This window comes from Pseudomonas sp. SIMBA_041, assembly GCF_046535095.1.
Lineage (GTDB): Bacteria > Pseudomonadota > Gammaproteobacteria > Pseudomonadales > Pseudomonadaceae > Aquipseudomonas > Aquipseudomonas mucoides.
Window position 1 is genome coordinate 273,169 of the sequence record NZ_JAWRXJ010000002.1, and the last position, 23,245, is coordinate 296,413.

24 protein-coding genes are annotated in these 23,245 nt (G+C 58.9%); 12 read left to right on the forward strand and 12 right to left on the reverse strand.

What is annotated here, in order from left to right; translation table 11 throughout:
- Positions 1–12 precede the first annotated feature (12 nt).
- From SB725_RS04935 to SB725_RS04950, 4 genes are all read left to right on the forward strand, one after another.
- Positions 13–660 carry a response regulator gene (locus SB725_RS04935; RefSeq protein ID WP_059181427.1) on the forward strand — a complete coding sequence of 216 codons (648 nt, stop codon included), beginning with the start codon at positions 13–15 and terminating at the stop codon, positions 658–660.
- A gap of 210 nt (positions 661–870) precedes the next feature.
- A complete protein-coding gene (locus tag SB725_RS04940) occupies positions 871–1,458 on the forward strand; it encodes a fimbrial protein (RefSeq protein ID WP_059181428.1) in 588 nt (195 codons plus the stop codon).
- Positions 1,459–1,532: 74 nt separating this feature from the next.
- Entirely contained in the window at positions 1,533–2,282 is a 750-nt protein-coding gene (locus SB725_RS04945; RefSeq protein ID WP_410921391.1) for a molecular chaperone, read from the forward strand.
- 242 nt (positions 2,283–2,524) lie between these two features.
- A complete protein-coding gene (locus SB725_RS04950) occupies positions 2,525–4,954 on the forward strand; it encodes a fimbria/pilus outer membrane usher protein (RefSeq protein ID WP_059181430.1) in 2,430 nt (809 codons plus the stop codon).
- A gap of 39 nt (positions 4,955–4,993) precedes the next feature.
- Here the strand turns inward: SB725_RS04950 and SB725_RS04955 are convergent, their stop codons facing one another.
- From SB725_RS04955 to cysK, 4 genes are all read right to left on the reverse strand, one after another.
- Positions 4,994–5,857, reverse strand: a complete 864-nt coding sequence (locus SB725_RS04955) for a DMT family transporter (protein ID WP_059181431.1) — start codon at positions 5,855–5,857, stop codon at positions 4,994–4,996.
- A 96-nt stretch (positions 5,858–5,953) separates the two neighbouring features.
- Complete coding sequence (locus SB725_RS04960; protein WP_194939856.1) at positions 5,954–6,118, reverse strand: hypothetical protein; 165 nt, start codon at positions 6,116–6,118, stop codon at positions 5,954–5,956.
- Positions 6,119–6,331: 213 nt separating this feature from the next.
- A complete protein-coding gene (locus tag SB725_RS04965) occupies positions 6,332–7,270 on the reverse strand; it encodes an aspartyl/asparaginyl beta-hydroxylase domain-containing protein (RefSeq protein ID WP_027925855.1) in 939 nt (312 codons plus the stop codon).
- Between the two features lie 219 nt (positions 7,271–7,489).
- The gene (gene cysK, locus SB725_RS04970; RefSeq protein ID WP_059181432.1) at positions 7,490–8,464 is read right to left on the reverse strand and encodes a cysteine synthase A; all 975 of its coding nucleotides are present in this window, start codon (positions 8,462–8,464) and stop codon (positions 7,490–7,492) included.
- A gap of 127 nt (positions 8,465–8,591) precedes the next feature.
- Here cysK and SB725_RS04975 point away from each other — a divergent pair, with 127 nt between their 5' ends.
- The 3 genes from SB725_RS04975 (at position 8,592) to SB725_RS04985 (ending at position 11,870) form a co-directional block, all read left to right on the forward strand.
- Entirely contained in the window at positions 8,592–9,668 is a 1,077-nt protein-coding gene (locus SB725_RS04975) for a DUF748 domain-containing protein (RefSeq protein ID WP_027925857.1), read from the forward strand.
- A 165-nt stretch (positions 9,669–9,833) separates the two neighbouring features.
- A complete protein-coding gene (locus SB725_RS04980; RefSeq protein ID WP_008035065.1) occupies positions 9,834–10,679 on the forward strand; it encodes an AAA family ATPase in 846 nt (281 codons plus the stop codon).
- A gap of 12 nt (positions 10,680–10,691) precedes the next feature.
- Complete coding sequence (locus SB725_RS04985; RefSeq protein ID WP_027925858.1) at positions 10,692–11,870, forward strand: vWA domain-containing protein; 1,179 nt, start codon at positions 10,692–10,694, stop codon at positions 11,868–11,870.
- Between the two features lie 119 nt (positions 11,871–11,989).
- Here the strand turns inward: SB725_RS04985 and SB725_RS04990 are convergent, their stop codons facing one another.
- Genes SB725_RS04990 through SB725_RS05005 form a run of 4 tightly spaced genes read right to left on the reverse strand, consistent with a single transcriptional unit; the run spans position 11,990 to position 15,697 of the window.
- Entirely contained in the window at positions 11,990–12,916 is a 927-nt protein-coding gene (locus SB725_RS04990; protein WP_059181433.1) for a biotin-dependent carboxyltransferase family protein, read from the reverse strand.
- Positions 12,913–13,617, reverse strand: coding sequence for a 5-oxoprolinase subunit B family protein (locus SB725_RS04995; protein ID WP_027925860.1), 705 nt, complete (start codon positions 13,615–13,617; stop codon positions 12,913–12,915). Before SB725_RS04995 ends, SB725_RS04990 begins: the two co-directional genes overlap by 4 nt.
- On the reverse strand, positions 13,614–14,366 hold the full coding sequence (locus tag SB725_RS05000; RefSeq protein ID WP_027925861.1) for a 5-oxoprolinase subunit PxpA: 753 nt from the start codon (positions 14,364–14,366) through the stop codon (positions 13,614–13,616). The genes SB725_RS04995 and SB725_RS05000 overlap by 4 nt, the downstream gene beginning before the upstream one ends.
- A gap of 44 nt (positions 14,367–14,410) precedes the next feature.
- Complete coding sequence (locus SB725_RS05005; RefSeq protein ID WP_027925862.1) at positions 14,411–15,697, reverse strand: MFS transporter; 1,287 nt, start codon at positions 15,695–15,697, stop codon at positions 14,411–14,413.
- Positions 15,698–15,845: 148 nt separating this feature from the next.
- Here SB725_RS05005 and SB725_RS05010 point away from each other — a divergent pair, with 148 nt between their 5' ends.
- Positions 15,846–16,760, forward strand: coding sequence for a LysR family transcriptional regulator (locus tag SB725_RS05010; protein ID WP_059181435.1), 915 nt, complete (start codon positions 15,846–15,848; stop codon positions 16,758–16,760).
- Positions 16,761–16,819: 59 nt separating this feature from the next.
- On the opposite strand, the gene SB725_RS05015 is transcribed toward SB725_RS05010, so the two are convergent.
- The 3 genes from SB725_RS05015 to SB725_RS05025 are packed head-to-tail and all read right to left on the reverse strand — an operon-like array spanning position 16,820 to position 18,682.
- On the reverse strand, positions 16,820–17,362 hold the full coding sequence (locus tag SB725_RS05015; RefSeq protein WP_027925864.1) for a DUF2937 family protein: 543 nt from the start codon (positions 17,360–17,362) through the stop codon (positions 16,820–16,822).
- A gap of 12 nt (positions 17,363–17,374) precedes the next feature.
- On the reverse strand, positions 17,375–18,151 hold the full coding sequence (locus SB725_RS05020; RefSeq protein WP_027925865.1) for a class II glutamine amidotransferase: 777 nt from the start codon (positions 18,149–18,151) through the stop codon (positions 17,375–17,377).
- Positions 18,152–18,184: 33 nt separating this feature from the next.
- Positions 18,185–18,682, reverse strand: coding sequence for a hypothetical protein (locus tag SB725_RS05025; RefSeq protein ID WP_027925866.1), 498 nt, complete (start codon positions 18,680–18,682; stop codon positions 18,185–18,187).
- A 247-nt stretch (positions 18,683–18,929) separates the two neighbouring features.
- On the opposite strand from SB725_RS05025, the gene SB725_RS05030 reads away from it, so the two are divergent.
- Both SB725_RS05030 and SB725_RS05035 read left to right on the forward strand, forming a co-directional pair.
- Positions 18,930–20,984, forward strand: a complete 2,055-nt coding sequence (locus SB725_RS05030) for a S9 family peptidase (RefSeq protein WP_027925867.1) — start codon at positions 18,930–18,932, stop codon at positions 20,982–20,984.
- A gap of 232 nt (positions 20,985–21,216) precedes the next feature.
- Positions 21,217–21,690, forward strand: coding sequence for a cyclic nucleotide-binding domain-containing protein (locus tag SB725_RS05035; RefSeq protein ID WP_027925868.1), 474 nt, complete (start codon positions 21,217–21,219; stop codon positions 21,688–21,690).
- On the opposite strand, the gene SB725_RS05040 is transcribed toward SB725_RS05035, so the two are convergent.
- Positions 21,687–21,977, reverse strand: coding sequence for a hypothetical protein (locus SB725_RS05040; protein WP_027925869.1), 291 nt, complete (start codon positions 21,975–21,977; stop codon positions 21,687–21,689). The genes SB725_RS05035 and SB725_RS05040 overlap by 4 nt on opposite strands.
- Before the next feature lie 95 nt (positions 21,978–22,072).
- Here SB725_RS05040 and SB725_RS05045 point away from each other — a divergent pair, with 95 nt between their 5' ends.
- Both SB725_RS05045 and SB725_RS05050 read left to right on the forward strand, forming a co-directional pair.
- Positions 22,073–22,759: a spermidine synthase gene (locus SB725_RS05045; RefSeq protein ID WP_027925870.1), complete on the forward strand. Its 687-nt coding sequence runs from the start codon at positions 22,073–22,075 to the stop codon at positions 22,757–22,759.
- 50 nt (positions 22,760–22,809) lie between these two features.
- Positions 22,810–23,181 (forward strand): YajD family HNH nuclease, encoded by a 372-nt coding sequence (locus SB725_RS05050; RefSeq protein ID WP_007944009.1) that lies wholly within the window; start codon positions 22,810–22,812, stop codon positions 23,179–23,181.
- Positions 23,182–23,245 lie beyond the last annotated feature (64 nt).

A 23,245-nucleotide genomic window follows, 5' to 3' on the forward strand; every position in this document is an offset into this window, starting at 1 on the left:
GGATAACCGGTCATGGAAAAACTAAACGTTGTCATCGCTGACGATCACCCCATCGTGCTGCTCGGGGTACGTGAGCTGATAGAACGTGATGAACGCTTTCGTGTGGTGGGTGAAGCGGTCTGTTCCAACGAGCTGATCAACCAGCTTGAGCGCCAGCCTGTCGACCTGGTCATTACCGACTTCAATATGCCCGCAGATTCGCCCTACGGCGATGGCCTCAAGCTGGTGGAGTATCTGAAACGGCATTTCCCGGCGGTGCACATCCTGGTGCTGACCATGATCTCCAACCCTTTGATCCTGACCCGGCTGCATGAACTGGGCGTGGTCGGAGTCATTCAGAAAAACCAACTGCACAACGAAATCCAGGTTGCGCTCAAGGCTGTCGCCAGGGGTAATCCGTTCCAAAGTGCCAGGCCGGAACCCACCTCGGTGATGGAATCTACCAGCGCCCTGGACGAACGTTTCGCCAGGTTGTCGCCCAAAGAGCACGAAATACTGCGGCTGTTCGTGTCCGGGCAAAGTGTCAGCGATATCGCTCGCGGCCAGAATAGAAGTGCTAAAACCATTAGTGCGCAAAAAGTATCGGCGATGCGCAAGCTGGAAGTTAACAGCGACCAGGACTTACTGGCTTATTGCATTGAGCGCAAACTTTTCAACTAACCATATCCACGTTAAAAACCTTGATCAAACGTGGCTTATCTCAGGTAATACCACGTTCACCCTCAGCACCCATACTGCCTGAAATACTCCACTTCATCTCGCGCCACAGAGCACTTCTAAGAATCGTCTGATTCTTTCATCCTGGCCGCTTCTCTATCGTGTGGCTGCACCTTGATGCAGCACTTTTAAAACACACGTATGGAAATCAGAATGAAAAAGCTTTCCCTGGCACTTATGACACTGTCCATGTTGGCAGCCACTGGCAACGCTTTCGCAGCGGACCCGGTAGTCACCAAAGCCGGCAGCGGTACCATCAACTTCTCCGGCATCATTAACAACGATGCATGTTCCGTTCAAGGTTCCGACCTGAACAAGACTATTTCCGTGCCAATGGGCGAAGTGTCGATCAAAGACATGGGCACCGCTACCGCTCCGAAGGGCAATGGCAAACTGAGCGCCGAAAACTTTGACATGAAGATCAGCTGCAATGCGGGCACCAAAGTGTCGATGATCTTTGAAGCCAAGAAAGGTGCCGGTTCGGGCCTCGTCGATGGCACCGGGGTACTGAAGCTGATTGACGGCCTGGGTGCTGCAAAAAACATCGGTATTGCACTGCTCAACGCTGATGGCGCGCTGATCGATCTGAGTTCGCCCGCAACCGCCAAAATCGAGAACAACCTGCAAGACGGCAACACCTCGCTGAAGTTCTCGGCCGCTTATGTCACTACGGGCGCAGCGGGCACCGCCGTCGCCGGTCGCGGTGATGCCACCCTGCCGTTCACCCTGCAATACGAATAATCGCAGGGCCGGATCCGACTATGTGCGGGGCCTGTGGGCCTCGCCATCTCTTTTGATATCAAGCGGTAATCATCATGTTTCGTCGTCACTCCCTTTCCTTTTGCCTGGGTATCCTCGGCGTGCTCATGGCCAGCCAGGCCGACGCCGGTATTTCGTTGAGCGCTACCCGTCTGGTCTTTGACAGTAAGCACAAGGAAGCCGGCATCACCGTGCGCAACAGCGGTGAAGACGTGTTGATCCAGTCATGGGTCGACAGCGACGCCTCCGACGCAACCTCGGTGCCTTTCGCCGTGACCCCTCCACTGGCGCGGGTCGCAGGTAAAGAGCAGCAATTGTTACGGGTGATCTATGAGGGCACCGGCATGCCTGACGATAAGGAGTCGGTGGTCTGGCTCAATGTCCAGGAAATCCCTCAAGCGGCCAAAACACAAAACACCCTGCAGCTCGCGGTTCGCCAGCGTATCAAGGTGTTCTTTCGCCCTTCAGGGTTGAACGCAAACGCTTATCTGGCGCCAACAGAACTGTTATGGCGATTGGTGGATCGAGCCGGCAAAACCGTCTTGACGGTTAACAATCCGGGCCTGTTCCACGTTTCCATGGCGGATATAAAACTTCTATCAGGACAATCAGTGGAACAACCCATTGATTCAATGATGATCGCCCCTGGCGAACAAAAAGAATTCGCGATCAAACAGTTCAACAGCTCCAGCACGCCAACTGTGTCATTCATGAATATCAACGACTACGGCGCACAGGATCGTTACACCGCTCAACTTTCCAACAGCAATCCGGCCAAGGCCAGCCTGACAAAAAACTCAAATTAATACGTCTGATTAAACATCAATCGTCTATTCCCGTATTTTTCTTCGCTCCGTTTAGTCGTTCGTATGGGGGGGTGATATAGGTTCTTTGTATGACTTTACTCACGAGCAGCAGATCCGACCATGGCGTAAATCACTGCGCGCGACTATCCAACACTTCCACACGGTTGAGCCCGTCAAAACTTAACGCACTGTCGATAGCGATAGTGTTTGGTCTTCCGTCTTTAGCGGGTGCTACTGAAACGATGCCGACCGCGCTCGAACAGGATCAACTCGAACAGTTCAATACCTCGTTTCTGCAAGGCGCCCAGTCGTCGGTGGACCTGCAGTTGCTGTTGTCCGCCAACAGCGTGCTGCCGGGTAACTACCGGGTCGACCTCTACAGCAACGACGTGCTGGTGGGCCGCCGTGATATCGACTTCCAACGCAACCCGAAAAACGCCAAGGTCGAAGCCTGCCTGACCCTGGACATGTTGCAGCAACTGGGCATCGACATGAACAAGCTGGAAGCGGCCGGCACACTCAACCCAAATGAGCCGCAAGCCTGCTATGACTTGCCGTCGCTGATCGACAAGGCCACTTTGCGCTATGACGTCAGCCGCCTGCGCCTGTTAGCGAGCGTGCCGCAAATCGCCATGCAGCGGGGCATGCGTGGTTACGTCGACCCTGCCTTATGGGATAGCGGCGTCTCGGCGGCCTTTATCAACTATCAGTTGAGCAGCAACCGTAACAGCACGGACTACGCCACCACGTTCTCCAACAACCTGGGTCTGCGTAACGGCCTCAATCTGGGCGCCTGGCGGCTGCGCAATGAATCGAACTTCAGCAGCAGTACTGGCCGGCCCAACACGTTCAAGAGCAACCGCAGCTACGTGCAACATGACGTGACCGCGTTGAAAGGCCAATTCAGTGCCGGCGATATTTTCTCCGACACCGACCTGTTCGACAGTGTGCGTTATCGCGGCCTGAAACTGGCCTCCGACGAAGGCATGCGCGCCGACAGTGAGCGCGGCTATGCACCGATCATTCGCGGCGTGGCAGAAACCAGCGCCACGGTGGAGATCCGTCAAAACGATTACATCCTGTATACCGCCAACGTACCGCCGGGTCCGTTTGAAATCAGCGATATCTATCCCAGCGGCTCCAACGGCGACCTGCAAGTGACCATCATCGAAGCCGATGGCCGTCGACGGGTCACGATGCAGGCGTTTTCCAGCTTGCCGATCATGGTCCGCGAAGGTCAGGTGAAGTACAGCGTCTCGGCGGGCAAGTACAACAGCAACAGCGATGGCCTGGCGTCGCCGCAGTTTGTCAGCAGTACCCTGGCCTATGGCATCAACAGCAACCTCACCGGGATCGTCGGTGTCCAGGCCTCGGAGAACTTCAAGGCGCTGTCAGTCGGTGCGGGTCGCAACACCTCGATCGGCGCGGTGTCCGTTGACCTGACGCACTCCTCCAGCCGTACGCTGGGCCAGTCAGTCCAGGGAAATAGTCTGCGCGCGTTGTATGCCAAGACCTTTACCGGCACCGACACCAACTTCACCCTGGCCGCCTATCGCTATTCGACCGAGGGCTACCGGACCCTGACCAACCACGTTGAGGAACTCAACGCCGATGGCAAAAAAACCACCGGCAACTCGAAAACCCGTACGGACCTGACCATCAACCAGAGCCTGGGGCGCAACCAGCAATATGGCAGCGTTTACCTGAACGCCAGCGACCAGCGCTACTGGGGACGCGGCGGTTCCCAGAGTTTGTCCACCGGCTACAGCAACTACTGGGGTGAGGTCAGCTACAACGTTGGCGCGACCTATACCAAGGATGTCGGTGATTTCGGACCGTCAAACAATGACACGTTGATCAACCTGTCCCTGTCGTTCCCGCTGGGTTCCAAGCCCCGCGCTCCCAGGGCCTTTGTCTCGGCCAGCACGCAGAAGAACAGCGATAGCACTCAAGTCGGTATCAACGGTTACCTGTCGGAAACCAGCGACACCTATTACTCACTGCAAGGTGGCAACAGCAGCACCGGTGGCAGCTCGGCCTCGGCCAACATCAGCACCCGCACCTCGGTGGCGGATGTCAGCGCCGGCTACAGTCAGGGACGCGGCTACACCTCGCAAAATCTCAACCTTGCAGGTTCCGTGGTAGGCCACGCGGGAGGCGTCAATCTGGGGCAGACTGTGGGCGAAACCTTTGCCCTGGCCGAAGTGCCGGGTGTCTCCGGGGCCAAAATCGGTAGCTACAGCGGCGCTAAAACCGGCGCCAATGGCTTTGCCGTGGTCCCCAACACCCAGCCCTATCGGGTGAACTGGATCAGCCTGGATACCCGGGATCTGGGTGCGGACATCGAGATCGATAATGCAACCCAGCAAGTCGTACCAAGACGGGGTGCCGTGGTGCTGGCCCGCTATGTCGGCAAGACCGGGCGACGGGTGCAGTTCGAGCTGTTTGACGCGCAGAACAAGGCCATTCCATTTGGCGCCGCGTTAGAAGATGCCGCCGGTAAACAACTGGCCATTTCCGACCCGAGCGGTAAAGCCCTGGCGCTGGTGGAAGAGGACTCGGCCACCCTCACCATCAAATGGGCTGACAAACACTGCCTGGCGCCCTACGCATTGCCTGAGCGCAACAAAGCCCTGAACTACGAGCGCGTGCGCCTGCAATGCCAGCCCTAAAAAACGCGGCCTTCGTCAATCACGAAGGCCGCGTCAGGGTCAACGGCTTTTACGGAACACAAACACCAGGCCGACGATGATCAACAGCATGCCGAGCATGCTCAACATCGCCAGTCGGTTGCCGAAAATCAGGTAGTCCATCACTGCCGTCACCGCCGGCACCAGGTAAAACAGACTGGTGACATTCACCAGATTGCCCCGGGCGATCAAGCGGTACAGCAGCAACGTCGCCAGCACCGACACCACCAGTCCCATCCACAACACCGGCACGATAAAGCCCGTGCTGTGTTCAAAATGAAACGGCTGGAACGGCACGAAGATCCCGCACAGCAACAGCCCGGCGAGGTATTGCACCGGCAGTGTGCCGAGGGGATTGTCGGTGATGCGTTTCTGCATGATCGAGCCGAACGTCATGCTCGCCAGCGCCAGCAATCCGAAGAGCATCCCGGCCATCGACATGCCGGCCAGGCCGATGCCCTGATACACCACCATGATCAATCCCGCCAGACCCAGCCCCAGACCGAACATCCGGCTGAGGGAGCGCTGACGTTCCATCAGCACCACGGTCAGAATCGGTTGCACGCCCATGATCGTCGCCATGACGCCCGGGGTGACTTTCAGGTCCAGGGCCAGCAGATAGAAAATCTGATAAGCCCCCAGCAACACCACGCCCGTGGCCATCGCATACAACATCGGCTTGCCGCCCTTGGGCAACTTCAGCTTGAGCAAAGGCACCAGCAGCACCAGACCGCACAAGGCGATGGCGAAGCGCACCAGCAGAAAAGCAAAGGGTGACGCATGCGCCAGGCCCCATTTGGAGAAGATCGCCCCGCTGCTCCACAGCAGGACGAACAGGCTCGTGGACGCCGCCGCGAGCGCGGATTGTTTCGAAAGGACAAACATGAATGCCACCTGTAGTCAGGCAAAAGCCAACTCAGCCGAAGCTGAAATTCAGTAGTTTTTTCTGGCGGGCAAAGGGCAACAGCAAAAAGAAGCTGATCAGCCCGAAATGCCAACGCCCGGCGGTGATACGACGGCGTACACCGGCGTGCTACGGACAGGTGGGGGGTAATGACTGATCTGCGCAGGCTGCTGATTCCCGCACGGCAAGACGCCAGCGTTGACCGCTGAATCGACTACCGCGTTGATGTGGAATGCAGGCATTGGGCTGATCTTTTTTGATGAAGTGGACGGTGGGTTGAAATCACCGTGCGCCGACTATAACCAGCGATAGACATCGATTGCAATCACTTGGAAAAAGGGCCGGTAACGACAGCCAAAGAAAGGAGGCCTACTCTGAGAGCCTGCTCGCCGGGCGCCCTTGAAAACGGCGAAAAAAACCGCTCCAAGGAGCGGTTTTTCAGTTCTTGTCAGGCCTCAGCCAAACAGCCAATACCCCAATAACGTCAGCACCAGCACCGCCAACACCGGCCGCAGTACGCGGTAGGCCTTGGGATGACGACGTTTCCACTGTTTAACCACTCCACTGACCTTATCACTGGAGTTCTTGCTCCAGGCATACGCCCGGTTGATCCCGCCCACGCGTTCATCATCAAGGTTTTGAGGGGCTGTGGCGCGGCCGAGCCAACCGCTGACCCAGCGATTGATGCCAGTCATGAGGCGATTACTCAGCGGACGCTCAATGTCGCAGAACAGAATCACCCGGGTTGTCCCGGTTTCGTTCTTGACCCAGTGCACATAGGTCTCATCGAACATCACGTCTTCGCCATCGCGCCAGGCGTAGACCTGGCCGTCAACGAAGATGCGGCAATCATCGGAGTTGGGGGTCGACAGCCCCAGGTGATAGCGCAAGGAACCGGCAAACGGATCACGGTGCGGATTGAGGTGGCTGTCACCTGGCAGTAACGCAAACATGGCACCCTTTACGTTGGGAATGCTGTTGACCAGTTCCACGGTCTTTGGGCACAGGGCTTCTGCCGAGGGCAGAGCCTTGTCGTACCACTTGAGGTAAAAACGCTTCCAGCCTTTCTTGAAGAACGAACCGAAACCGGCGTCGTTGTTCTTTTCAGCCGCGCGAATATAACCCTCATCGAACAGGTGCATGGCTTCGTCGCGGATAACTTCCCAGTTGTCTTTGAGCACGTCCAGTTCCGGAAACTTGCTGCGATCCAGATACGGTTTGGACGGTACACCAGAGAACAGGTACATCAAGGCGTTGTAGGGCGCAAACAGTGCCGAGTGATTGACGAATTGCCGTAACACCGGCAATCGCGCCTTGCCGCGCAAATGGACATAGAGGGTGCTGCCCAGAAACAGCAACAACACCGACGCTTTCGCGGCAAAGGAAAAACTCATCAACGACTCCTTGAGATTTAGGCTCACGCACAACGCCATTCACCCGACGTGGCAGTCGGCCATGATAAACATTACCGACCTCGGGAAAAACCCGCCTGATACAACATTCAGTATTAAGGAATGCGCAACAAAGCACTTCTTAACATAGGGTTCCTGAACGGGGGCTGACCTGAATTCAGCCCCGTCCCTCGTCAATGAACACTCAGTCCATTGACGCGCTTATTGCTGATTCTCCTGTTCGGTAAACAGATCACTGAACAGCATGCTCGACAGGTAGCGCTCGCCGGAGTCCGGCAGAATCACCACGATGGTCTTGCCCTGCATTTCCGGGGTTTCCGCCAGGCGTACCGCGACGGCCATGGCTGCACCACACGAAATACCGCACAAAATCCCTTCTTCCTGCATCAAGCGCAGGGCCATGGCCTTGGACTCGTCGTCTGTGACCAACTCGACCCGATCAACCATCGCCAAATCCAGGTTCTTCGGTACAAAACCGGCGCCGATGCCCTGGATCTTGTGCGGGCTCGGCTTGATTTCTTCACCGGCGAGGGCCTGGGTGATCACTGGAGAACCCGCAGGCTCAACGGCCACCGAGATAATCGGTTTGCCCTGTGTATTCTTGATATACCGCGAAACACCAGTAATGGTTCCACCTGTTCCGACACCCGCCACCAACACATCGACGGCGCCATCGGTATCGTTCCAGATTTCCGGACCCGTGGTTTTTTCGTGGATGGCCGGGTTGGCCGGATTATCGAACTGCGCCGGCATGAAGTACTTGGCCGGGTCGCTGGCAACAATTTCACCGGCTTTTTCAATTGCGCCTTTCATGCCCTTGGCCGGCTCGGTCAACACCAGTTCGGCGCCCAGCGCCTTGAGCACTTTGCGGCGTTCGATACTCATGGACGCCGGCATGGTCAGCATCAGCTTGTAACCACGGGCAGCGGCGACAAACGCCAGGCCGATCCCGGTATTGCCCGAGGTCGGTTCGACAATGGTCATGCCAGGCTTGAGTTTGCCGGTGCTTTCGGCGTCCCAGATCATGTTCGCGCCGATCCGGCACTTGACCGAATAACCGGGGTTACGCCCTTCGATCTTGGCCAGGATAGTCACGCCGCGCGGGGCGATGCGGTTGATCTGCACCAGTGGTGTATTACCGATGGAGTGGGCGTTGTCAGCGAAAATACGGCTCATGGCTGGGTCCTTGTACAGCATTGAATAAGCCCACAAAGGTATGCCTGTTGCCGGTGGTCGTCCAGTTCGACCGAACGTCCTGAAGCAGGCGCAGTCAATGGCTTTACATCGCCAGAGAATTGCCATCATGAAGCGTCGATACAGCTGGCCCTTGTGGACCCTCGCCGGCCTCGTTGTGCTGCTGATAGCCCTGCACATCGCCCTGCCCTACATGGTGCGCGATTACCTGAACGACAAACTGGCGAATATGGGTGATTACCGGGGCCAGGTCACCGATGTGGACCTGGCCCTGTGGCGCGGCGCCTATAAAATCAACGGGCTGAAAATCGTCAAGGTCGACGGCAAGGTGCCGGTGCCGTTCGTCAATGCGCCGCTGATCGACCTTTCCGTCAGCTGGCATTCGCTGTGGTACGACCATGCGGTGGTGGCCCGGGTGCAATTCTTCAATCCCGAGGTGAACTTCGTCGACGGCGGCGCCAATAAGCAAAACTCGCAAACCGGTCAGGGCACTGACTGGCGTTCGCAACTGAGTAAGTTGGCCCCGTTTACCCTGGACGAAGTGCGGATCTATGACGGCAAACTCAGTTTTCGCAACTTCAATTCCAAACCTCCGGTGAACATGAACGCCACGCAGGTCAATGCCAGCATTTATAACCTGACCAATGTGGTCGACAAACAAGGCAAGCGTGACGCTCGCTTCGAAGGCAAGGCCCTGCTGCTTGGGCATGCGCCACTGGAAACCACTGCAACCTTCGACCCTTTAAGCAACTTTGAAGACTTTGAATTCCGCCTGCGTGCCAAGGACATCGAACTCAAACGCATGAACGACTTCGCCTCGGCCTACGGCAAATTCGACTTCAATGCCGGTCATGGCGACGTGGTCATCGAAGCACAAGCGAAAAAAGCCCAATTGACGGGCTACATCAAACCGTTGCTGAAGGACGTCGACGTGTTCAATTGGCAGCAAGACGTGGAAAACAAGGACAAGGGGATTTTCCGCTCCATCTGGGAAGCCATCGTCGGCGGCTCTGAAACCGTGCTGAAAAACCAGGGTAAAAACCAGTTCGCAACCCGCGTGGAACTGAGCGGCAACGTGCATCGCCAGGACATCAGCGCGTTTCAGGCGTTTTTGCAGATTTTGCGCAATGGTTTCATCCAGGCGTTCAACGCCCGGTATGAACGGCCCAAGCCTGAGGCGGGTTAAGTCTGCAAGCCGCCAAGACTGAGTCAAGATGTGACGCCCCATTCAGAGACTGAATAAGTCGTCTGCGTTCACAGTCGACCGGGCAGCGCGGTATAGTCGGGCATCACCATTATTGCGTCCCGCCCTGCCCCGTTCAGGTCGGCGTCACCGTTCGAGGATTAGCAGATGAAGTTCGAAGGCACCCAGGCCTACGTCGCCACCGATGACCTGAAGCTGGCGGTCAACGCCGCCATTACCCTGGAGCGTCCGCTGCTGGTCAAGGGCGAGCCGGGCACGGGTAAAACCATGCTGGCCGAGCAACTGGCAGAATCCTTCGGCGCCAAGCTGATCACCTGGCACATCAAGTCCACCACCAAGGCGCATCAGGGCCTGTACGAGTACGACGCGGTCAGCCGCCTGCGTGACTCGCAACTGGGCACGGAAAAGGTCCACGACGTTCGCAACTACCTGAAAAAGGGCAAGCTCTGGGAAGCGTTCGAATCCGAAGAACGGGTGATTCTGCTGATCGACGAAATCGACAAGGCCGACATCGAGTTCCCGAACGACTTGCTGCAAGAGCTCGACAAGATGGAGTTCTACGTTTACGAGATCGACGAGACCATCAAGGCCAAGAAGCGCCCGATCATCATCATTACCTCCAACAACGAGAAAGAGCTGCCGGACGCGTTCCTGCGTCGCTGCTTTTTCCACTACATCGCCTTCCCGGACCGCGTCACGCTGCAAAAGATCGTCGACGTGCACTACCCGGACATCAAGAAAGACCTGGTCAGCGAAGCGCTGGACGTGTTCTTCGACGTGCGCAAAGTACCAGGCCTGAAGAAAAAGCCATCGACCTCCGAACTGGTGGACTGGCTCAAGCTGCTAATGGCCGACAACATCGGCGAAGCGGTACTGCGCGAGCGCGATCCGACCAAGGCCATCCCGCCGCTGGCCGGTGCGCTGGTGAAGAACGAACAGGACGTGCAATTGCTTGAGCGCCTGGCGTTCATGAGCCGTCGCGGCACCCGCTAAGAGGCTGATGCCATGCTGCTCAACCTGTTCAATGAAATGCGCGCCGCCAAGGTGCCGGTCTCGGTGCGTGAGCTGCTGGACCTGATCAATGCGCTGAAACAACGCGTGACCTTCGCCGACATGGACGAGTTCTATTACTTGTCCCGGGCGATTCTGGTGAAGGACGAAAAGCATTTCGACAAGTTCGACCGAGCGTTCGGGGCTTACTTCAATGGCCTGGAAAAACTCGACGATCACCTTCAGGCACTGATTCCCGAAGACTGGTTGCGCAAGGAATTCGAACGGTCCCTGACCGACGAAGAACGCGCGGCGATCCAGTCGCTCGGCGGCCTGGACAAACTGATCGAAGAGTTCAAGAAACGCCTCGAAGAACAGAAAGAACGCCATGCCGGTGGCAACAAGTGGATCGGCACCGGTGGCACCAGTCCGTTTGGCTCTGGCGGCTTCAACCCGGAAGGCATTCGGGTCGGCGATGCCGGCAAGCGTCAGGGCAAGGCGGTCAAGGTCTGGGATCAGCGCGAGTACAAGAACCTCGACGACTCGGTGGAACTGGGCACGCGCAACATCAAGGTGGCCCTGCGCCGCTTGCGCAAGTTTGCCCGCCAGGGTGCCGCGGAAGAGCTGGACATCGACGGCACCATCGACCACACCGCCAAAGATGCCGGGCTGCTGAATATTCAAATGCGGCCGGAGCGGCGCAATACCGTGAAGTTGTTGCTGCTGTTCGACATCGGCGGTTCGATGGACGCGCATGTGAAGATTTGCGAGGAATTGTTCTCGGCCTGCAAGACCGAGTTCAAGCACCTGGAGTACTTCTACTTCCACAACTTCATTTATGAATCGGTGTGGAAGAACAACATGCGTCGCACCTCCGAACGCACTTCGACCCAGGACTTGCTGCACAAGTACGGCGCCGACTACAAAGTGATCTTCATCGGTGACGCCGCCATGGCCCCGTATGAGATCACTCAGGCCGGCGGCAGCGTCGAGCACTGGAACGAAGAAGCCGGTTATGTGTGGATGCAGCGGTTCAAGGAGAAGTACAAAAAACTCATCTGGATTAACCCGTATCCGAAAGATACGTGGGGCTATACCTCGTCGACCAATATTGTGCGGGACTTGATCGATGACCAGATGTATCCGCTGACCCTTCGGGGGTTGGAGGAAGGGATGCGGTTTCTTTCCAAGTAATCTTCGCTGCCCTTCAGGCCGCCATCGCGGGCAAGCCCGGCGCCCACAAAGACTGAGGTCGTTCACACAGTATGTGAACCCCCAAAATCCTGTGGGAGCCGGGCTTGCCCGCGATGCTTTTAGCTATTCAGGAAACGATGCAGGTATTGGATCTGCTCCCGATGCGCCACCTCCTGCATCACCGGCCGCAACCGCACCTTCGCCCCCGGCAAGCACTGCGCCAGCCGCGCCAACGCCAGCGGCGTCAACGCCCCCAGTCGCGGATAGCCGCCAATGGTCTGCCGATCATTGAGCAACACAATCGGCTGCCCGTCCGGTGGCACCTGCACTGCGCCGAGCGGGATGCCTTCGGAAATCATCGGTTTTCCCTGATACTGCAACGCCGTGCCCAGCAGGCGAATACCCATCCGGTCGGCGCGACTGTCGAGGGTCCACACACTGTTGAACGCGTCGAACGCACTCTGCCCGCTGAATTCGCCAATCTGTGCGCCCAGCACCAGATCCAGCGGCGAATCATCGGAGAAGTCCGGTCGGTGTTCCGCCGGTAACGCCCGCAACAGGAGCAACGCACTCCCGGCATAGCTCAATTGCGCACCTTTGGCCAACGCCCGTCCCCGCCCATCCAGACCGCCCAGTTCCTCACGGACCACGGTCGAACGGCTGCCCAGGACACTTGGTGCCTCAAATCCGCCCGGTGCCGCGAGATAAGCCCGAGCCCCGAGCAGCGGCTGAGTGAATTGCAATCGCTGACCTTTATGCAGCCGGAAACTACGCCATGGCGCCAGCGCCTGGCCCTCGATTTGAGCTCCCAGATCCGCCCCAGCAAGCGCCAGCACGCAATCTTCTTCAGCCACCACGGTGAACCCGCCGAGGGTAATTTCGATCACCGGCGCCTTCAGGTCATTGCCCAACAGCCAGTTGGCCCAGGACATTGAACGCCAATCCAGCCCGCCCCCCTGGGTCACGCCCAGATGCCGCACGCCAAAACGACCGGCATCCTGCAACAGGCACAGCGGTGTACTTGCCTCTATTGATAAGCGGCTCATGCCTGCGCCTCCAATGGCGTGTCGTCACCGCCCAGACGGATGAATTCAGCATGGCTGACGGCTTCAAAGCGCACCGTGTCGCCGGGTTGCATCAGGCTGTAACCGTCGCGTTCACGGTCGAACAGTTTGCTCGGGGTGCGACCGATCAGGTTCCAGCCGCCAGGGGATACCACCGGATAGGCCGCGGTCTGGCGCTCCGCAATGCCGACGCTGCCGGCCGCGACTTTTTTGCGCGGGGTATTCAAGCGTGGCGCGGCGAGCACTTCCTCGACCAGTCCCATGAACGCGAAACCCGGTGCAAAACCCAAGGCAAACACCTGATACTCGCGACCGCTGTGACGACGGATCACCTCCTCCACCGCCAACCCGCTACGCTGCGACAACAGGCTCAGCTCCGGGCCGACACTCAGGTCATACCAGACCGGCAGCACGTGGCATTGACCGCCAGTGCGGGTATTGGGCGACAGATCAATCAACGCTTGAGCGATCAATTCCCGAGCCTGAGCCGGGTTCAGCGCGATCAAATCGTAATGCACCATCAACGTCGTATAGGACGGCACCAGATCGATGAGATGTTCGCCGAACGCGGCCCGCAGATTTTCGCTGGCGGCCAGCATCCACGGCATGTTGGCCTCGCTGATCTCATCGAACAGACGCACCATGAGGCAATCCAGCGCCACCACCTCTACCCGCAGTTTCATGGCGCGCTCTGCTGATCAAGGGCTTCGCGAATCCGTCGCACGGCGGCGACCGAACTGGCGTTGTCGCCGTGCACGCACAGGGTGTTGGCCTGCAAATGCAATGCGCTGCCGTCGCTGGCAGTGAGGTGGTCGCCACGGGCGATGGTCAGTGCCTGCCCGATGATTTTTTCGGGATCATGATGCACTGCGCCCGGCAGTTGTCGCGAAACCAGCATGCCCGCACTGTCGTAGGCGCGGTCGGCGAAGGCTTCGAACCACAAGGTCACGCCATATTCATCGCCCAGTTGCTGCGCGGCGCTGTTGTCACGGGTGGCCATCAACATCAGTGGCAGGCTGCGGTCGTACGTCGCCACGGCCTGCAGCACCGCACGCAATTGCGCCGGATTGGCCATCATGTCGTTGTACATCGCGCCGTGGGGTTTGACGTAGCTGACACGCCCGCCCTGGGCCCGACAAATGCCGTCGAGAGCGCCAATCTGGTAGTGCAGGATGTCCTGGAGTTCCTGGGCGGTGTACGCCATGGAGCGTCGGCCGAAACCGACCAGATCCTGATAGGCCGGGTGCGCGCCGATCTGCACGCCGTTGCTCAGCGCCAGGCTGACGGTCTTGCGCATGATGCTTGGATCGCCCGCGTGAAAACCGCAGGCGATGTTGGCGCAATCAATGAAGGGCATGACCTCGGCGTCCAGACCCATGGTCCAGTTGCCGAAACTCTCGCCGATGTCGCAGTTCAATAGCAGGCGGTTCACGGTGAACACTCCTGTAGGCATTGTTCTTGTCAGATGTAGGCAGATTACTGCGCATCCAGTTGTTTGCCACGGGTTTCCGGCAGGCTCAGCGCGGCGAGGATCACTACGCCGTAAGACACCGCAGCAAACGCCCCGATACCGACGCTCAATGGCACCTTCTGGCTGAGCAAGCCGATCAGCAGCGGAAACAGTGCCGCCAGCGCCCGACCAATGTTGTAGCAAAACCCCTGGCCCGAGCCGCGAATCCGCGTCGGAAACAGCTCAGTCAAAAACGCGCCCATGCCACTGAAGATCCCCGAAGCGAAGAAGCCCAGCGGGAAACCCAGCCAGAGCATCACGCCGTTACTGACCGGCAGTTGGGTGTAAAGCAGCACGATGGTGAACGAGCCAACAGCGAACAGGATGAAGTTCTTTTTGCGGCCGAGGATGTCAGTCAAATACGCGCTGATGACGTAACCGACGTAGGAACCGACGATCACCATCGCCAGATAACCGCCCGTACCGAGTACGCTCAAGCCCCGTTCGTTCTTCAAAAACGTCGGCAACCATGACGTGATCGCGTAGTAACCGCCCAATGCACCGGTGGTCAGCACCGACGCGCGAATCGTGGTGAAGAGGATGCCAGGAGCAAAAATCTCGTAGAACTTCGCCGGGTTGCTCGGTTCCTGTCTGGCCTTGGCCTCGCGGTAGATTTCCGGGTCCTTGACCAGGCGACGAACGAAGATCACAAAAATCGCCGGCACGATGCCGAGAATGAACAGCGCACGCCAGGCGTCTTCCGGTGGCAACACCGAGAACAGCAGCGCATACAGAATCGCCGTCAGCCCCCACCCCAGCGCCCAGCCCGATTGCACCATGCCCACCGCTTTGCCACGGTCCTTGGCGCGAATCACTTCACCCATCAGCACCGCACCGGCGGTCCATTCGCCGCCGAAACCGAAGCCCATCAGGGTGCGGCTGATCAGCAGTTGTTCGTAGTTTTGCGCGAAGCCGCAGAGGAAGGTGAAGAAGGCGAACCACAGCACCGTCAGTTGCAAGGTGCGCACGCGACCGATGCGGTCCGAAAGTATCCCCGCTACCCAACCACCAATGGCCGAGGCGATCAGGGTGCTGGTGTGAATCAGCCCGGCTTCGCCGGTGGTGATGCCCCACATGGCAATCAGGGTCGGCACCACGAAACTGAGCATCTGGGTGTCCATGCCGTCCAGGCCATAGCCGATCTTGCAGCTCCAGAAGGTGCGGCGTTCCTGCTGATTGATGTTGCGGTACCAGTCGAAAGGTCCCGGGCGGGCCGTTGTTTTGGGGATGTCGAGCGTGTCGGGCGCACTCATGGCAAATCTCCGCGCTAGTTTTTATTGGTATTGTTCTGAGCCCCGACGACGCCTATCGTGGGAACCGGATGCGCCGATTTTTGGGTCCGTGGCCCTGCTGCGTCCAACTAATAAAAACCGGGCTTAGGCATAAGAAAAAGTTGATCCCATGAATCTGAAGTTTCTCGAGACCTTTGTCTGGGTCGCTCGACTCAAGAGTTTTCGCCTGACCGCCGACAAGCTCTTCACCACCCAGGCCTCGATATCCAGCCGCATCGCCGTGCTCGAAAGCGAGCTGGGGGTGAAACTGTTTTTGCGCGATTCACGCGGCGTCAGCCTGACGCCCGAAGGCCTGAAAGTGCTCGACTATGCCGAGCAGATGATGGACACCATGCAGGCACTCAAACAGTCGATCGAGACCCGTTCGAGCAAGGTTGGAAGGGTGCGGATCGGCGTCATGGACACGGTGATCCACACCTGGCTGAGCCCGCTGGTGGCGCAGATGACGGACCTCTATCCGTTGGTGGAAATCGAACTGGTGGCCGATACGTCGCTCAACCTCTGCGATCAGCTGCAAAAAGGGTTTCTCGACCTGATCCTGCAAACCGACCTGATGCGCCAGGAAAGCGTGCGCAGCCTGGAGCTGGCCAGCCATCCCATGGGCTGGATTGCGGCGAGCAATTCTCTCTACAACCGCGAGTACTCCGGCATTGCCGATCTGGCGCGCGAGCGGATCATTACCTACTCGAAAAACTCCCATCCGCATCAAGAGGTGCTCGCCCTGATGCAGGCCAATGGCGTGATGACGCCACGCCTGAACTGCGTGAACTCGGTGTCGGCGATCACCCGGTTGTTGCGCGATGGTTTCGGCATTGGCGCGCTACCGCCGGTGTTGGTGGCCGAGGAGCTGGCGCGCGGGGAACTGACCCTGCTGCCCATCGGTCAACGACCACCGGATTTGCAGGTGGTGGTGTCGTGGCGCACGGGTGTTGAATGGGTCGAGGAGATTGTGGCGTTGTGTCAGCAGGTGCTGGAACGGTATGCGCAGGAGATGGGTGAGGATTACATCGTTCTTGCTGACTGAACCCTTGTAACAGCTGCCGAGGCACGAGGCAGCTGCTACACAGATCTGCGCTTTGGTTATTAGAGGCCGCGCACATCCCGGTCTTCGATCGGCCGGCTCTGGCGCAGGCGTTTGCCGCCCAGCACCACCCAGTCGATCAAGCGGAACAGGCATTCGATCCCGAACGACAGCAGCAATGCGCCGCTCATGCCCCAGATCATCGCTTCCGGGGTCAGCAGGATCTGGTAGCTGTAACCATTCCAGGTTTCCTTGCGGATATCCGGGTCAGCAGCCAGTACCACTTGCAGGAAGCGGATGTACCACGGGCCTTGCATCGCCTGGAATTGCTTGTCCAACGCCAGTTGGCGGGTCAGCAAGTTGCTCAGACTGTCGGCATCGCTGCGAAAGATCGGGTCTTCGCTGGCGCGGTAATGGGCGACCAGCGCCTGCATGTCGCCCTTGAAGAACTCGTTGGCCGTGCCCTGGAAACCGCTCAAACCGGTCTGCGCCTCAATCAGGTGCGCCTCGACCCGCTTGGCGTAATCATTGATAAAACCCGGCACCTGGACACCAATCAACAGGCCCGCCGCAAACAACACCAGCCGTAGGTAACTGAGCAACATCGGGGGAGATCCTTATTCGGTCTTGCCCTGGCTGACGCATTCGCCGCGTCGCCAGAGGCTCCATTGGCCCGGTTCGTAACGGGTCCAGGTTTCGTTTTCGGTCAGGGGTTCAGTCGCGATCACCGTCACCACGTCGTTGGGCGTGGTTTCGGCCTGGAAGTCGACGATCACATCGACATCCTTCAATCGTGCCGGGCCGAATGGCGCCCGACGGGTGATTTGGGCCAATTTGGTCGAGCAATAACAGAACAGCCAGTCACCGTCGCTGAGCAGGCAGTTGAACACGCCTTTGCTACGGTATTCGGCGCAGGCCGCCACCAGGTCTGGCAGCAGCCGTTCAATCTCGACCGGCTCCGGGAACGCGGCGCGCACGCGGTTGAGCAGATCGCAGAACGCCGCCTCGCTGTCGGTGTCGCCGACGGGACGGTAGAAACTGGCGGTCGGTTGAAAGTCCGCGAGCTGGCCATTGTGGGCGAAACACCAGTTGCGCCCCCACAGCTCGCGCACGAACGGGTGGGTATTGGACAGGCAGACCTTGCCGACATTGGCCTGGCGGATGTGCCCGATCACCACTTCACTTTTGATCGGATAGCGCTGCACCAGGTTCGCGACTTCCGACTCGCAACTGGCGGCCGGGTCCTGAAACAGACGCAGGCCACGGCCCTCGTAGAAAGCGATCCCCCAGCCATCACGGTGCGGACCGGTACGACCGCCGCGCTGCATCAGCCCGGTGAAACTGAACACGATATCGGTCGGCACATTGGCGCTCATGCCCAATAACTCACACATGCTCGGATTCTCGATGAAAAGGCAGGGGCAAGGTTATAAACGCGGCTCGACGCGCAATCGCTGCGGATTGCTCGGCACCGGTGGGCGACCATAACGATCATCGCCGGCACCGCCGAAGGGATGATCATCGTCCGGGTCTTCGGCTTTGGCCGCGGCCTTGGCGGCGGCGGCCTGTTCCTTGCGAGCGTTGGAAGCGCGCTCGATGGGGAAGCGGATCGCCACCATGACCAGATAAAGGCCGAAGGCGATCATGCCGTACATCAACAGATCGGAAATCGCTCGCCAGGCGTTGTTGCCAACCTTGAACAACAGGTCGAGCGCCGTGATGGCGATAGCCGGCGCGACTTTATCTTTCACTGGATCGATGATGGTCGGGCTGAATAGCAAGACAGCCACCAGCAGCCGCAGCGGCTCGCGCAGCCAGCGCCACATCCAGCGGGTCAAGCGCATCCACACCAACAGGCAGCCAAAAGCGGCAAAGGCGTAGCAGCCCCAAGCGATCAGATAGTCGTTCTCGGTCATGGTGTCCATGGCAAGGCAGGCAAAGAGGCGCTTATAGTAACGACTTTTCGCAGATCAGGCTTGCCCCAATACCAGCCGGTCAAGACACCCAACCTGTGGGAGCGAGCTTGCTCGCGATAGCGGTGTGTCGTTCAACACTGATGTTGAATGTAATGGCCTCATCGCGAGCAAGCTCGCTTCCACAGGTTTTGCACTGAGTCCAGAGCTGACTGTGGTCTGCAACGCCCCTATTTCTTACATTGCACGAGAGCCATCCATGCCCTTATCCGCCAACGTTTCCGCTGCTCCGATTGCCCGCAAGGCCGAGGGCGATGACCCGTATGCCTGGCTGCAGGAGCGCGACACCGATGCGGTGCTCGACTACCTCAAGGCTGAAAACAGCTATCAAGAGGCGTTGACCGCCGATCAGGCCGGCCTGCGCGAAACCCTGTTCGAAGAGATCAAGGGCCGGATTCTCGAAACCGACCTGTCGCTGCCCTCCCCTTGGGGCCCGTACCTGTATTACACGCGGACCACCGCCGGTGACGAATATGCCCGGCACTACCGCTGCCCACGCCCGGCTGATGACAGCCTGCAACTCGACGAAAGCCAGGAACAGTTGCTGCTGGACCCGAACGAACTGGCCAACGGCGGCTTCTTTTCCCTGGGCGCGTTCAGCATCAGCCCGGACCACCAACGCCTGGCCTACAGCATCGACTCCACGGGCGATGAGATTTACACGCTGTTCGTGAAGGAACTGTCCGACGGTCGAGTCAGCGAGCTGGAGTTCCAGGATTGTGACGGCAGCATGACCTGGGCCAATGACAGCCTGACCCTGTTTTTCGGCGAACTGGACGACACCCATCGCCCGCACAAACTGTTCCGCTATCGACTGGACGGTACAGCCGCCGAAGAAGTGTTCCATGAAACGGACGGACGCTTCTTCCTGCATTGCTACCGCTCCAGCTCCGAACTGCAACTGCTGCTGTCCCTGGGCAGCAAGACCACCAGTGAAGTCTGGGCGCTAGACGCCGCCCTGCCGCATCAGGCCTTCACCTGCCTGGCGCCACGGGTCGAGGACCATGAATACGACGTCGACCACGGCGCCCTCGACGGCCAATGGGCCTGGTTCATTCGCACCAACCGCGACGGCATCAACTTTGCCCTGTACAGCGCGGTCGATACCGGCGTGGCGCCGACCGAAGCCGACTGGCAGAACCTGATCCCCCACAGCGACAGCGTGATGATCGAAGGCATGAGCCTGAACACCGGCGCCATGACCCTGAGCCTGCGTGAAGGTGGCTTGCCGATCATTGAAGTCCACCCACAAGGCCTGGCGCCTTATCGCGTGCAATTGCCGGACGCGGCCTACAGCCTGCATGTCCAGAACAGTCTGGAGTTCGTCAGCGACAGGATCCGTCTGCGCTACGAAGCCCTGAACCGTCCGGCGCAAATCCGTCAGCTGGAACTGAACAACGGTGAGCAGAAAGTGCTCAAGGAAACCCCGGTGCTCGGCCCGTTCGACGCCGATGCCTACGTCAGCCAGCGCCTGTGGGCCACCGCGCCGGACGGGACACAAGTGCCGATCAGCCTGGTGGTCAAACGCGAGCACCAGGGCCAACCCGTGCCGTTGTATCTCTACGGCTACGGCGCCTACGGCGAAAGCCTCGACCCGTGGTTCTCCCACGCCCGCCTGAGCCTGCTGGATCGCGGCATGGCCTTCGCCATCGCGCATGTGCGCGGCGGTGGTGAATTGGGCGAGGCGTGGTATCGCGCCGGCAAGCAGGAGCACAAGCACAACACCTTCAGCGACTTCATTGCCTGTGCTGAGCATTTGATCGCCAACGGCTTCACCACCGCGCCGCAACTGGCGATCAGCGGCGGCAGTGCCGGTGGCTTGCTGATTGGCGCTGTGCTCAATCAGCGCCCGGAATTGTTCGGCGCGGCGATTGCCGAAGTGCCGTTCGTCGACGTGCTCAACACCATGCTCGACCCAGACCTGCCGCTGACCGTCACGGAATACGACGAATGGGGCAATCCGCAAGAGCCGGACGTTTATGATCGGATCAAGACCTACGCCCCCTACGAAAACGTCACCGCGCAAGCCTATCCGGCGACCCTGGTGATCGCCGGCTACAACGACAGCCGTGTGCAGTACTGGGAAGCGGCCAAGTGGGTGGCGAAATTGCGCGCGACCAAAACCGACAGCAATACCCTTCTGCTCAAGACCGAACTGGGTGCCGGGCATGGCGGGATGAGCGGTCGATATCAGGGATTGCGTGACGTAGCGCTCGAATACGCATTTTTGTTCAAGGTTTTGGGCATGGCCTGAGGAACTTGGCCCGGTGTGCCGGTCTTAAGACCAGACCCCGGGCCCGGTACAACACCTATCTCCCGTAGGAGCCGGCGGTGCGACGATTCGACCTGCCCGCGATCGGGGCATCACATTCAATATTGATGTTGAATTTGATGGCCTCATCGCGAGCAAGCTCGGCTCCTACAAGGATTAGTGGAGAGCTCAGGACCCTGACCAGCAACAGACACAAGAAAAAGACCGTGACGACATGTCAGAACCGACCTTACTGAACAACGAAATTCGCGATTGGCTGATGGACTGCGGCCTGTTCGACCAATTGCTGCCCGCCGACTTCGCGGCGGCCTCGGGTTACTTCAGCATCAGCACCGTGGCGCAGGGCGAGGAGATTTTCCACGAGGGCGATGCCGGCAGTTTCATGTGCATCATTCACACCGGCCAGGTGGCGGTGCAAAAAACCAACGGTGACGGGCAGCTGGTAACCATGGCCACATTGCGCAGCGGCCGCTCGTTCGGCGAGATGGCCGTGCTGGATGGCGAACGACGCTCAGCCAGCTGCGTGGCCGCCAGCAACTGTCAGTTGCTGAACCTGGGCAAGGACTCGCTGGAAAAGATGATCAACGACGCGCCGAAAATCGCCGCCAAGATCATTCGCGCCCTCGCCGTCTCCCTTTCCAAACGCTTGCGCATGGCCGACGGGCAACTGCTTGAGCAGCAGGTTTAACCGCCCGGCGATTTGGCTTTCGACGGGTTTTGCTCGATCCTCGGCACGGGCTGGTCTTTAGTCGGCGGGCTGGGCATTTCAATCGGCACCAACGGCGGACCACCACTGCCCGGCCCGGCTTTTGGCAAGGACGGCGCAGTGATCTGCGGGTACGGGGTCGGTGTGGCGGTGCCGGGCGAACCGGGCATGGGCGCGGGGCTGACAGGGATGGATTGCAGCGTTTGCGCCTGCACAGCAGTAATCGAGAGCGCGGCCAGAGCAATGGCCGTTAGAATAGTGCGCTTCATCAATGGCTCCGTTGGCCTTGTGGTCACTTTCAGGCTACTCCCAACAGCGTCCGTTTGCCCTCACCGTTTTTGCCAATCCTTCTCAAGAGAGCCCCATGAAACGTTTCGTTCTGCTCGACACTGCCCCTATCCCTGAAAACGGCGGTGCCCTGTGCCTGTTCGAATACGGTGAGGATTTCGTCATCAAGATCCAGGGTGGCGACGGCGGGCAACTGATGAACACCCGCATGCACGGCTCCGAAGATGCGTTGGCCGAGATTCCGTGTCGCAAAGTCGCCGGCCGGCCGAATTCTCGCGTGCTGATCGGCGGTCTGGGCATGGGCTTTACCCTCGCCTCGGCGCTCAAGCATTTGGGCAAGACGGCCGAAGTGGTGGTCGCCGAGCTGGTGCCGGGTGTGGTGGAGTGGAACCGAGGTCCACTGGGCGAGAAGGCCGGCAACCCGTTGCTCGACCCGCGCACCGTGATCCGCATGGAAGACGTGGCCAAGGTATTGCAAGCCGAGCCGCAAGGCTTCGATGCGATCATGCTCGACGTCGACAACGGCCCCGAAGGCCTGACCCAACGAGCCAATAGCTGGCTCTATTCCGCCGGTGGCCTGAGTGCCTGCGCCAAGGCCCTGCGGCCCAAAGGCGTACTGGCGGTGTGGTCGGCCAGCGCCGACAAGCAGTTTTCCGACAAATTGAAGAAGGCCGGTTTCAAGGCCGAGGAAGTCCAGGTCTTTGCCCATGGCAACAAGGGCACGCGTCACACCATCTGGATTGCCGAGAAGCTCAAGGGCTGAGCTAAACTCACGTCATAACCGTCATTAGTCTTTTTTACAAAGGTGAACCCATGAGTTCGTCCACCCCGACCAATACTTCGAAGCTGGACCGCATCCTCGCCGACAACCAGCGCGACAAGGAAATGGGCTACCGCGACAAGGCCCTGAAGATGTACCCGCACGTGTGCGGCCGCTGCGCCCGTGAGTTTTCCGGCAAGCGCCTGAGCGAACTGACCGTGCACCACCGCGACCACAACCACGACAACAACCCGCAAGACGGCTCGAACTGGGAACTGTTGTGCCTGTACTGCCACGACAATGAACACTCGCGATATACCGACCAGCAGTATTTCGGCGAAGGCTCACTGAGCACGCCGAAAATCGCCAAGGCAACGCATAACCCGTTTGCGGCGTTGGCTGGGTTGATGAAAAAAGAAGACTGAAGTCGACTGACCCCATGCCTGATCATTCCCACGCACTGCGTGGGAATGCAGCCCGGGACGCTCT